This window comes from Sporosarcina gallistercoris, from assembly GCF_014836415.1.
GTDB lineage: Bacteria > Bacillota > Bacilli > Bacillales_A > Planococcaceae > Sporosarcina > Sporosarcina gallistercoris.
Genome location: NZ_JACSQY010000001.1, coordinates 184,389 through 196,391, shown reverse-complemented (window position 1 = coordinate 196,391; position 12,003 = coordinate 184,389). Strand labels below are relative to the sequence as shown.

Genomic DNA, 12,003 nt, shown 5'->3' with positions numbered 1-12,003 from the left:
ACTGACGGAAGGACGTTGTTGAATGGATATTAAATTGGATTCAAAAACGATTCTTGAAAAAGAGTTTAAAACAGGTATGCGTGGTTATAACCAAGAAGAAGTTGATTTGTTTTTGGACAGTGTGATTCATGATTATGAAAGTTTTAAAAAGCGGATCGCAGAGCTCGAACGTGAAAATGCAGAACTTCAAAACGAATTATCCACTGTCCAGAAACGTCCGGCATCGAGTGCTCCAGGGACAACAAACTTCGACTTGTTGAAACGTATTTCTAATTTGGAAAAAGCTGTTTTCGGCAGTAAACTTTCAGGAAACGAATAAGATGAACCCCACTTACCCTTGCGGAAAGTGGGGTTCTGCTGTATACTAATCAAGCCATGACGGAAATTCAGGTAATTGCTGCAGTGCTAGACACTGGAGAGGAAAGTCCATGCTCACACGGTACTGAGATGTCCGTAGTGTTCGTGCCCGGCCAAAAAATAAGCCGGGGCGCTGTTTACTCAGCTGACGGCGGAAATAATTCCTAAGTCCATTATTGGATATGGAAGACGTTTCCTGAAAAGTGCCACAGTGACGGAGCTGTATCGGAAACGGTACAGGTGGAACGAGGTAAACCCCGCGAGTGAGAAACCCAAATTATGGTAGGGGCGCTCTTCCGAAGGAAATGAACGGAGGAAGGGACAGACAATCGTCTGTAGATAGATGATTACCACCCTGAGTACGAGGTGTAAACCGTTTGAGTACAAGGGAACAAAACATGGCTTACGAATTTCCTGATGGTACTTACATGTATACATTCGTGCTCTCCTGTATTTATGGAGAGCATTTCTGCGTTAGAAAATAGGTTTGATCATATATAACACGTACATAAAGCGATTCAAAAGTGGAGAGGAAGTGTACGATTCATGAAAGAATACAAATTAGTAGCAACTGCAGCAATGGGGCTTGAGGGACTCGTTGCAGACGAAGTGAAAGCTCTGGGATATGAAACACTGACTGAGAACGGAAAAGTTTATTTTTCTGGTGATGCACACGCAATTGCAAAAGCGAATATGTGGCTTAGAATCGCAGACCGCGTACGAATTATCGTAGGTGAATTCAAAGCGACTACGTTCGACGAACTGTTTGAAAAGACGAAAGGTTTACCGTGGGACGAATACCTTCCCGTGGATGCGGCATTCCCGGTTGCAGGGAAATCCGTCAAATCGATCCTCTACAGTGTACCTGATTGCCAAGCGATTGTTAAAAAAGCAATTGCAGAAAAACTTAAAACTGTCCACGGCCGAGTCGGATTTTTAGACGAAACCGGTCCCTTATTCAAATTGGAAGTATCGATTTTAAAAGATAAGGTGACACTAACAATCGATTCGAGCGGTGCAGGACTTCACAAACGCGGCTATCGTATAGGACAAGGCGATGCTCCGTTAAAAGAGACATTAGCTGCGGCACTCGTTAAATTGACGAAATGGAACCCGGATCGGCCATTTGTCGATCCGTTCTGTGGGTCTGGAACGATTCCGATTGAAGCTGCGATGCTCGGACAAAACTTAGCACCGGGCTACAATCGGGAGTTTTTGAGCGAACAATGGCCATGGATGGCAGAATCCGTGTGGGATCGTGTTCGTGAAGAGGTCGAGGACGTTGCGGACTATGATCGTAAACTGATGATCACAGGTTCTGATTGGGATCCGGCGATGATTAAAATCGCAGAAAAAAATGCTGCCGAAGCAGGATTTTTAGATATTATCAACTGGAATGTATGCAACGTTGCTGATTTATCACTTGAAGGGGATAATGGCGTTCTAGTCGGAAACCCTCCTTATGGTGAACGTCTCGGTGAATTGGAAGAAGCTGAAGACATCACTGCTACACTCGGGACGGTCATGAATTCCTATCCATCTTGGTCCGTGTACATGCTTTCTTCGCTTGAAAATTTCGAGACGATGTATGGTAAAAGAGCCACAAAGAAACGCAAACTATTCAATGGCTTCATCCGTACAGACTTATATCAGTTCTGGGGCAGACGCAGCTAACTTCAATAAATTGAAAAGAGAGGATTTTCCTCTCTTTTCTTATGGAATAGAAAGGGGTTCACTATGACTGGAAAGTTACCATTTGCACTTACTCGCGACAAAACATTCTACGAATCACTCAATGAGTGGATCGGGGATACTTTATATGATGAGCTCACCGAAAAAGGATTCGACTGCAGGGATGAACAAATCTACATGTCTTTCCAAATCGAACAAGCTCTTCGCGAAAAAGAAGTCCTGTTTGCTGAGGCTGGAGTCGGAACCGGAAAAACGATCGCTTATCTCCTTCCTGCGATCGCATATGCTCGCTACACGGGGAAACCAGCGTTGATCTCCTGTGCTGATGAAACATTGATCGATCAACTTGTGAAAGAAGAAGGCGATATCCGTAAACTCGGTGAAGCACTGGAGCTTACAATCGATGTACGCCTTGCAAAATCTCGTAACCAATATCTTTGCCTGAAGCGCTTGGAAGAAATGAACCGGGTCGGTGAAGAATATGCAGAGAACGTAGAAGACAGTCTTCCGGATTTCGTTTACGGGCCGGCTTCTTTGTCTGAAGTATACCCATATGGAGAACGGTCTTCCTACCCAGACTTGAGTGATGGGGAATGGGAGACGATCAATTACCATCCGATTCAGCAATGTGGCGGCTGCGACTTACGTAACCGATGCGGGCAGACGATACACCGCAGCGAATATCGCCAAGCATCGGATCTGATCATCTGTTCACATGATTTCTTCATGGAGCACCTTTGGACGAAGGAGTCCAGGAAACGACAGGGGCAGCTGCCATTATTACCCGAAGTTTCAATGGCTGTTTTTGACGAAGGCCATTTACTAGAATACGCCGCACAGCGAGCCCTAACTTACGAAGTGCAAGATAGCACGCTGCTCGGACTTCTGGAGCGTGTCATGACGGATGGGGTTCGTGAGCAGACGCTTCAGCTGATGGAACAACTGATGGAGTGCCATGAATTGTTCTTCGACTACCTATCTGAATGTGCCGAAGAAGATGGAGAGGAACGTCTTGCGATTTCAAAAACCACCGAACTTGTGAACACAGCACGTGAAGCAGTTCGTCTTTCAAATGCTTTACTCGAAGAGTTTGTCTTTGATAGCGAGCTCTATGTAATACCAGAGTATGACTTGAGAATGGTAGAAGAATATCTTGAACAATATATATTCTCGTTAGAGTTGTTTTCGGATAATGCAGAAGCTGTCGATTGGGCGGAAGATCGGGAAGGGGAATTGACCCTCGTTATCATGCCTCGACTTGTGACTGATGTTTTACAAGAGCGATTGTTTTCAGAGAAACTACCCATTATTTTCTCGTCTGCCACATTGTCAGTGCAAAATGATTTTTCGTTTTTAGCGAATAACTTAGGGATTGAACACTCGATTTCGTTTTCAATCGAATCACCTTATGACTATGATGAAGTCATGGATCTTACCATCGAATCCTTATCTGAAGAGGGAAAAAAGAACCGTCTCATCGAATTATTAAATGACGGGGAACAGACACTGGTGCTCTTTAAGTCCAAACAGTCCATGGAGAATTTCCGGTCGCAATTGTCTGAAGGACAACTTGCATACGCTGCGTTTGAAGGAGATCGTGAACTTTCATCCATCGTTAAAGAATTCCAAGCGAAAAAATGGTCTGCATTCTGTTCGTATCATCTATGGGAAGGATTGGATATTCCTCATGATGCGTTAACAAGAGTGGTCATTTATGATTTACCTTTACCACCTGCTGATCCATTATTCAATGCGAAGCGAAGTCACGCAGCAGCTCCATTTGAAGAAGTGGACTTACCGTATATGTTACTCCGTTTACGCCAAGGTGTTGGCAGGCTTATCCGGACTGCAACCGATTCAGGTTCCGTTCATATTTTGTTGAACCCTGAAGAATCTGAACTAGTACCTACATTCGAATCGATTTTTCCCGTTGCTCCAAAAGTGAAATCGTGAATGCTACGCAAATAAGCAAAGCAAAAAGCAGCAAGGCATTTGTCTTGCTGCTTTTTGCTTTATCAGGATTATCCGACATTGTTACTGTTTTCGTCCGCTCAAGCTTCATCGATCGTTAACAATACATAAGAAGGTGGAGCGTTGTTGAAACTTAGGGGTAATTTAAATGCTTGCTGGAAACCATAGAACTTCGTTTCCCCAGTTAAAACGGTTGGTGGAGAAATATCAAGAGTCAGTTCATCCTTTTCAAGCAAGGTACACAGATTTCCAGCGACCATATTTCCGAGTTCACCAGTAAACGACTCGATCATTTCGCCTTCAATCGTCATTCCGAACATTGCCTCACCAACTTGTGAAATTGTCGATTCGTTAGTATCGATAATCAGTCTTCCACGAACATCCCCAAGCAACGCAATCAGAACGCTTAGTTCTTTTTGTTCATACGGCTGGGTGATAAGAGATGGGGGAAGAACGTCGAATTGAATAGGGATAACTGTGGTTAGAGATTGAATGGTACTATTTAATATGTGTTGAATCATTTTTGAATCAGTCATTTAGACACCCCTCGTCGATTAATAATAGTCCAATGATACCATCCGTCTTTCGAATTGTATAGAGTATTTTTATAATTAAAACGTAGAATATATGAATAGAGTGCGAACAAGATATAATGGTATGATAGACATAGCTCTAGCAGAAGGGATCGAAGTGTTTATGACTCAACATAAAGATTTTTTAGACGAAACCGCAATACTTGGTCTGCTTTGTAAAGAAGACGGCGATCAGGAACGTTATCAAAAGGCTGCAATGCTTGCAAAGAAACTGGTAAAGAATGACTATACTATTGCCTTTGCGGGCCATTTTTCAGCAGGTAAATCATCGATGATCAATGCGCTGACAGGAGAGGATCTGTTGCCATCCAGTCCAATTCCGACAAGTGCAAATATCGTTAAAATACATAAGGATGTCGAAGACTACGCAATTGTGCATCGGCAAGATGGAACGTCAGTGAAAGTCATCGGAGAAGGATTCTCACAAGCTGTAAAAAAGATGAGCAAAGAAGGGGCATCCATTGCCTCATTGGAAATTGGTCATACTGCATCCAATCTTCCTTTAGGTATTTCGGTGATGGACACACCTGGTGTCGACTCTACAGATGATGCACACAGACTTTCCACAGAATCCGCTCTGCATTTAGCAGATGCAGTTTTCTATACAATGGACTATAATCACGTACAATCCGAATTGAATTTCCGGTTCACTAAAGAACTGATGCGTTACAATCCGAATGTCTATTTAATTGTCAACCAAATTGACAAACACCGATCCAATGAGCTATCTTTCGATGAATTCAAGGAATCTGTCAGACACTCTTTTTCTCTTTGGGGCGTCGAGCCGAAAGGGATCTTTTTCACGTCGCTCAAGCAGCGTGATTTAGAAGGGAATGATTTTGATGCGGTGAAAGAAATTGTCAATAGATCAATGGAGCACCGTGATGAGAATTTTGAAAGGAATGCGCAAAATGCACTCTCCCAATTAACTGAAGAGCATATCGGATTTTTAAAAGATGAGATTAAAGAAACGATGGATGCGCGTAAGGAGATAGCGGAGGAAGAATGGTCTAATCCACAAGAGCTTGAAGAAGAAACTGAAGAACTTCGGATGCGACTGTCCCTCTTGCATGGCGATGCATTCCATCTCCACTTCGAGAAAGAGCGAAAAGAACTATTACAGAGTGCTTCGCTGACGCCTTATGAAACACGAGAGTTGCTGAAGGAATATTTAGAGTCCAAAACAAGTCATTTTAAAGTAGGTCTTTTCTTCAGTACCAAAAAAACAGAAGAAGAACGTGAACGTAGACTTCAAGCACTTAGTGAGTCGTTAGAGAAGTTAGCCCATGCTCAAATCGAAATCCATCTTCGTTCTCTGATGAAAAACGTACTGAAACAAGCAGGCTTGTTAACCGATGAACGATCAATGGAAATCGATGAACTGGACCTGGCATTCCGGTTTAACGAGATTGCTGCCACGATTACGACGCCTGACATTCTGACTGGCGAGCTGATCTTGAATGCCGCAAGCCAAATGCGTGAAGCGGTGCTGAACCTATATAAGCGAAAAACAGATGACTGGAAAATCCGTCTTTCAGAGATAGCAAAACAGGAAGGGAAGTTTGCTTCAGTCAAACTTCAAGAACAACTCGACGATGCAGAATTGAAACTGGATTCCATCCATCTCGTCCAATCACGAACTGCACACCTTCACCTGTTTGAGTCCGGTCAGCAGCACGAATGGTCGAAAGAGGAACTCGCTTCATTGCAACAGTTAAAAGACGAATGGAAAGCCCAATCCGAGCCTGAAATCCTCGATTTGCAGCAACAGCAAGAAACTGAAGTCACCGAGGAGCACACTAAGCAGGATCACTCCGTACAGGAACAAGGCGAGGAAATGTTCAAGGGGGATCATGAAATCGTCCTCAAGCGCGCGCAACACGTGGCCGACGAAGTGATTCGAATACCTGGTTTCAAAGACCTTTCCTTATACTTGCAATCCAAGTCCAAAAGGCTGGAACAGCAAGAGTTTACAGTTGCATTGTTTGGAGCGTTCAGTGCAGGGAAATCATCATTTTCCAATGCGTTGCTTGGCGAAGCGGTACTGCCTGTTTCTCCAAATCCCACAACAGCAGCCATTAATCGGATCCGACCGACTTCCGATATACATGCTGATGGAACAGCGGATATTCACTTTAAGGCGCCTGAGCAGCTGGCTCAAGATACTGCGGATGCATTTGCAATGCTTGGCTTATCCATTTCATCACTTGAGGAAGCTTTTGAGCGTTCAGAAGAAGCGTTGAAGCTCGAGCTAGTTGAAGAATCACTTCATATCCATAAATCGTTCATACGTGCATTTCAAGCAGGCTATCCAGCATACCGGAATCTCCTTGGCACCGTGTTGACCGCCGAGCGTGAGGAATTCGTCCGATTTGTTGCTGAAGAAGACCGGAGTTGTTTTGTTGAGTCGATCGACTTATATTATGATTGTGAATTGACGCGTCAAGGGATTACATTAGTAGATACTCCAGGTGCTGATTCGATAAATGCAAGACATACGGACGTTGCGTTTGAATACATTAAAAATGCGGATGCTATTTTGTTCATCACCTATTATAACCATGCATTTTCACGTGCGGATCGCGAGTTTCTAATCCAGCTCGGTCGTGTGAAAGATGCTTTCGAAATGGACAAGATGTTCTTTGTCGTCAACGCAATCGACTTGGCTGCGAATGAAGAAGAAGCACAGGAAGTCAAAGGGTTTGTAGCTGAGGAACTTGTGAAATTCGGGATCCGGAATCCGCGAGTCCATGGAATCTCCAGCTTGCAAGCACTGGAAGCGAAGCAACAAGGTCAAACAGAATTGAAAATGGATGACTTCGAAACACGTTTTTATTCGTTTTTAGAAAATGATCTCAATGCATTAGCCGTTCAAGCATTGGATGAAGAGACTTCGAAAATGATTGCGCGTCTAGCTGATCTCATTGATCGGACTGAGAAGAACCGAGAGAGGAAAGCAGAACGATTAGAAGAACTTGCTGTCTTTGAACACCGTGTAACAGAACATTTTAGCGAGAGTTTTGCACCGGTTCTGAAAAAGTCCGTACAAGAAGAGTTGAAGGAACTCATTTACTATATCCATCAACGTGTGTTCCTTAGATTCCCTGATTTTTTCAAGGAAGGCTATACCCCATCGTTATTTGTACGCCATCAGGCTTCAGAAGCACTTCGTCTAGCTCTTGAAGAAACGGTAGGGATGACTGGCTTCGATTTTGCTCAGGAACTGAAAGTGACCAATTTACGCATGCTGACGTTCATGAAGAAACAAGTGGACGCACGTCAACGGACTGAACAACGTTGGCTAGCTGAAATGGATAGTGCGCTGTCGCCTTCCCCGTTCGATTCAAAGGATGCTGAAATGCTGAAATTCGCTGCTCCATTCCAACAAGTGGAACGCTACAGTGCAGTAAATCGACACTTCAAAAATGCGAAATCTTTCTTTGAAAAAGGGGATAGGAACGCCCTTCAAGAGCAACTGACAGAACTGCTGAAGAAAGATGCTGCAACTTATTTAGAGCAAGAGCAACAGCGATTAGGAGAATGGACGAACCAATGGATTGACGATTCTGCAGCAGCCTTGACCGATCACTTATTACAGGAAACGTTAGCTCAATTGGATGCAGAACGAAGTCTGCTGGAAAGTCATGAGCAACTGTCAGAGTGGCGGATGATCTACGAACGTATCCAACAGAAGGAGCTGATATAAGTGAACGTATTCAAATCTTTGACGGAACAAAATAGAGACGAACCGTATAAATGGATTGACGCCCGCTTCTCTTTGACGGATCCGGAAGCCGGGTCCCATCTCTATAGTGAAAGCCATATAGTAAATGCAATCCATTGGGATCTTGAGAAAGATTTATCGGATATGCAAAAAAGCGGCGGACGGCACCCGCTGCCTGATCAAGAAACATTAACTGAGTTATACCGGAAAAGCGGTCTCCATTTGGATGATGAAATCATCATTTATGACAATGGCGGGGAACCATTCGCAGCCCGTGCTTGGTGGATATTGCAGTTCGGTGGATTCAAAAATGTATCGATCTCCCTCGAAGGGTTTGAAGAGCTTGTAAACCTCGGCTTTCCATCAGATTCGAATACGGTACATCCTGAACGCTCATTAGTAGTGCCAGAGTGGAATCCCTCCATTTTGGCGTCAAAAGAAGATGTCAAGAACCTGATTGAAACAAAACAGGACATTCTTTTGGATGCAAGAGCAGCAGCTCGTTATCGCGGGGAGCATGAGCCTCTCGATGCAATAGCGGGTCACATACCTGGAGCCCGGAATTTCGACTGGGCACAACTCACTGAGAATGGACGTTTTGAAACATCGGGTGAGGGGGTTCGCGGCTTAGTTAAGATGGCTGACCCACAACAACCGATCACCGTCTATTGCGGAAGTGGCGTGACTGCTGCCCCCCTTTACGCCATGCTGACTGAAAAAGGGTATTCCTATGTCCGACTCTATGCAGGAAGCTATAGTGATTGGATTGCAGACGGGGATTTGCCAATTGAAACAGGAGCTTATAAAAAGGATGATTTGCTGTGAAGGTGGCGTTTATCAGTGACATCCATTCTTCTTTAAACGAATTGAAAATGGTACTAGAGCAAATTGAGACGGTCGCGCCAGAAGCAAAAATCGTGGGACTGGGCGATTTGTTCGAATGCACAATCGGGAAGAAAAAACTGGATGGCACGACCTATCCGCTTCTTAGCGAGGTCATGCTCAATCCAGTTGGGTTTGAACAACTTCTAGACTTCCCCTCCATCAGAGGAAATCAGGAAGAGAGGATTCAACTCATTTCCCGTTCAGCTGAACCGTTATTACAGAAGATTACTCAATTACCGGAACGGATGCGCGTAGGAGAAGCATTGCTCATTCACGGTCATCAATGGCCATACAATGAGCTGCCGCCAGAACACGTAACGAAAGGCGAATCCTTAGTAGTGCACGGTCATACACACAAATCATCTTGGGCTGTAGAAGGTGAAGAACAGAAGATACAATTTTTCAAGCTGATTGAGCTTCCTCAGAAGGCTGTGACAGTAAATGTAGGTTCCATAGTCGATAACAAAGAATGGGTGTTATATGATGACAAGGAACGAACAATGACGTTTATGAAAGTGCAACAGGAATAGACTCACTGCTGCTTATGAATCGCTTGGCGAGCAAGTGCATCAGCTGCCCGATTCGTATCATCTGCAATCCATTTTATAAAAAAGTACTCGAAGTTCCTTGTGAGCTCGAGTGCTTTTTTTAAATGAGGTTTATATAAGTCGTTCTTCACGAATTCTTTTTCCACCGCCTGAACTACGAGTTGTGAATCGCTCCGGACAGAAAGGATACCAGACGTCAGCTGTGCAGCTTCTTCCAGACCTCTAATAAGTGCTAAAAATTCCGCTGTATGATTATCACACGGTGGAATCGGCTCCGATATCTTAAGTGAGTGTCCTTCTCCGGTAATGTAAATACCAATCCCGCTTTTCCCAGGATTACCTGCACTTGCACCATCCGTATATAATTCAATCATGGTAATTGGGCCTCCTGTATAGTTGCATCCTCGCGCCAGAAAACTTACAATTAGCATAAGGTCTGATGGGAGGGACTTATGAAAAAAACTACTGTTATTTCTGAAATTGACGAACTACTCGATATGTATTGTGAAGGATGTCTAGTGAAAAAGCATTTGACAGAAGAGCGCGGCAAGACAGAAGCGCACAAGTTTTGTATACGTGAATGCACTGTGGGCGACCAACTTCGCTTTCTCGGGTCTGAAATGAATAAATTAATGAAATAAGATCCCACTGATTGAATCAGAGGGATCTTTACAATTTATGACGAGTGATTAGTTGTAGACACATTTGCCGCTTGAGGACCACGGTTACCTTCTACTATTTCAAAAGAGACTTCCTGTCCCTCATCCAGTGTTTTGAAACCATCTGCTGTGATGCCTGTGAAATGGACGAAAACATCTTGTCCGTCATCGGCTTCAATGAAACCATATCCTTTTTCATTACTGAACCATTTGACTTTACCGTGGTACATAATTATTCCTCCTCGGCGTTGGATGTCTTCCCACTTGAACCATGGTTAAGTTTACTATAACCCAACCAATTATGAAGGTCAAACGCACTATCAGATTTTTGGGAACTACAAAAGGAGTGACTATGAAAATGACATATAGTGAACAGTGTGCGATAGTTACGAGAGAAATATACGAAAAATTTGATGCTAGTCATGATTTTGACCATATTCTGCGTGTTTTGCAAAACGCACATGAAATTATGGAAGGGATGGACGGCGTAAATCGGACTGTGGTGGAGTTAGCTGTCTATCTCCATGATGTGGATGATCCAAAGTATGCAGAAGTCACTGATGCTTCTGCAGCTGCAATTTTAAAAGAGTTAGCTGTACCACAAGATGTCGCGGAATACGTTTTAGCTGCAATTGAATCGGTATCTTTTAGCGGAGGCAATTCAAAAGAAATTAATTCTCTTGAAGGTGCCGTCGTCCGGGATGCGGATCGATTGGATGCGATAGGAGCTATCGGGATTGCGCGCACTTTTGCTTATGGTGGTGCAAAAGGCCGTAAATTATATGACCCAACAGAGAGTATACGTTCGGGGATGTCAGAACATGACTATCGGGCGAAAAAAACGGCTTCCGTTACTCATTTCCATGAAAAATTGTTTTTGTTAAAGGATCTCATGATAACAGAACGGGGAAAACAACTCGCCGAAGTTCGCCATCAATTCATGAAACAATTTATTCGGCAAATGGAGATTGAAACAGGACAATCGTTATCTCCTCAATGAAAGCGAAAAAGCAGGCATCACTCAACGAGGATGCCTGCTTTACGTAATGCTTCAAATGCGTGATCGAGCTGTTTCACATTATCCGCCATCACAGTATGTAAGTGTGTATGGTCTTCTGATAGAGCAGAGAGGTAGACGGCATTGGCTGCTGTGATCTTTTCAAGGAATTCTTTCACTTCCATGCGATTCGCTACCATGATGGAGGCTGTCAAATCTCCATATACAGGGTGTTCCACCCGGACGTCTTTAACGGTTACACCGTGATCCACAAAAATTGTCAGTTCTTCTTCGGTTTGTTTTGGAGAATGCTGGCAGACCACAATTCTTTCGATTTGCCCATCTCCAGTTTGTTCGTGCATGTACAAATATCCTCTGCTTGTCGCAACAATCGGCTCATCGACTGCTTTTAACAAATTGATATCTCCAACCACTATTTGTCTGCTGACGCCTGTTCGCTCGCCGATTTCTTTTCCAGTCATTGGTGTGTCAGCTTGTTTTAGCAGCTCAAGAATCTGTACTCTGCGGGCCTCGCTTGCTGTCCGGTTTGTAGACATGGATCTGTCATCTCCTTTTC

At 43.9% G+C, this 12,003-nt stretch carries 12 protein-coding genes and 1 other RNA gene; 9 read left to right on the top strand and 4 right to left on the bottom strand.

Annotation, left to right across the window (positions count from 1 at the left end):
• The first annotated feature begins 22 nt into the window (after positions 1-22).
• The 4 genes from gpsB to H9659_RS01050 all read left to right on the top strand — a co-directional run bounded on the left by gpsB (position 23) and on the right by H9659_RS01050 (position 4,002).
• Positions 23-319 (top strand): cell division regulator GpsB, encoded by a 297-nt coding sequence (gene gpsB / locus H9659_RS01065; protein WP_191688069.1) that lies wholly within the window; start codon positions 23-25, stop codon positions 317-319.
• 63 nt (positions 320-382) lie between these two features.
• Positions 383-767: RNase P RNA component class B (gene rnpB, locus H9659_RS01060), an RNA gene on the top strand.
• A gap of 136 nt (positions 768-903) precedes the next feature.
• Positions 904-2,031 carry a THUMP domain-containing class I SAM-dependent RNA methyltransferase gene (locus H9659_RS01055; protein WP_191688068.1) on the top strand — a complete coding sequence of 376 codons (1,128 nt, stop codon included), beginning with the start codon at positions 904-906 and terminating at the stop codon, positions 2,029-2,031.
• A gap of 63 nt (positions 2,032-2,094) precedes the next feature.
• Positions 2,095-4,002, top strand: coding sequence for an ATP-dependent DNA helicase (locus tag H9659_RS01050; RefSeq protein ID WP_191688067.1), 1,908 nt, complete (start codon positions 2,095-2,097; stop codon positions 4,000-4,002).
• 98 nt (positions 4,003-4,100) lie between these two features.
• Here the strand turns inward: H9659_RS01050 and H9659_RS01045 are convergent, their stop codons facing one another.
• Positions 4,101-4,556: a chemotaxis protein CheX gene (locus tag H9659_RS01045; protein ID WP_191688066.1), complete on the bottom strand. Its 456-nt coding sequence runs from the start codon at positions 4,554-4,556 to the stop codon at positions 4,101-4,103.
• 160 nt (positions 4,557-4,716) lie between these two features.
• Here H9659_RS01045 and H9659_RS01040 point away from each other — a divergent pair, with 160 nt between their 5' ends.
• The 3 genes from H9659_RS01040 to H9659_RS01030 are packed head-to-tail and all read left to right on the top strand — an operon-like array spanning position 4,717 to position 9,752.
• Positions 4,717-8,319, top strand: coding sequence for a dynamin family protein (locus H9659_RS01040; protein ID WP_191688508.1), 3,603 nt, complete (start codon positions 4,717-4,719; stop codon positions 8,317-8,319).
• Positions 8,320-9,162, top strand: a complete 843-nt coding sequence (locus tag H9659_RS01035; protein ID WP_191688065.1) for a sulfurtransferase — start codon at positions 8,320-8,322, stop codon at positions 9,160-9,162.
• On the top strand, positions 9,159-9,752 hold the full coding sequence (locus tag H9659_RS01030) for a metallophosphoesterase family protein (RefSeq protein ID WP_191688064.1): 594 nt from the start codon (positions 9,159-9,161) through the stop codon (positions 9,750-9,752). The genes H9659_RS01035 and H9659_RS01030 overlap by 4 nt, the downstream gene beginning before the upstream one ends.
• 2 nt (positions 9,753-9,754) lie before the next feature.
• Here H9659_RS01030 and H9659_RS01025 read toward each other — a convergent pair whose 3' ends face one another.
• A complete protein-coding gene (locus H9659_RS01025) occupies positions 9,755-10,144 on the bottom strand; it encodes a ribonuclease HI family protein (RefSeq protein WP_191688063.1) in 390 nt (129 codons plus the stop codon).
• A gap of 78 nt (positions 10,145-10,222) precedes the next feature.
• Between H9659_RS01025 and H9659_RS01020 the strand changes: the two genes are divergently transcribed.
• Complete coding sequence (locus H9659_RS01020; RefSeq protein WP_191688062.1) at positions 10,223-10,411, top strand: zinc-finger domain-containing protein; 189 nt, start codon at positions 10,223-10,225, stop codon at positions 10,409-10,411.
• Positions 10,412-10,446: 35 nt separating this feature from the next.
• Here H9659_RS01020 and H9659_RS01015 read toward each other — a convergent pair whose 3' ends face one another.
• Entirely contained in the window at positions 10,447-10,659 is a 213-nt protein-coding gene (locus H9659_RS01015) for a cold-shock protein (RefSeq protein ID WP_191688061.1), read from the bottom strand.
• Between the two features lie 128 nt (positions 10,660-10,787).
• Between H9659_RS01015 and H9659_RS01010 the strand changes: the two genes are divergently transcribed.
• Positions 10,788-11,429, top strand: a complete 642-nt coding sequence (locus H9659_RS01010; RefSeq protein ID WP_191688507.1) for an HD domain-containing protein — start codon at positions 10,788-10,790, stop codon at positions 11,427-11,429.
• A gap of 17 nt (positions 11,430-11,446) precedes the next feature.
• Here H9659_RS01010 and H9659_RS01005 read toward each other — a convergent pair whose 3' ends face one another.
• The gene (locus H9659_RS01005) at positions 11,447-11,983 is read right to left on the bottom strand and encodes a transcription repressor NadR (protein WP_191688060.1); all 537 of its coding nucleotides are present in this window, start codon (positions 11,981-11,983) and stop codon (positions 11,447-11,449) included.
• Positions 11,984-12,003 lie beyond the last annotated feature (20 nt).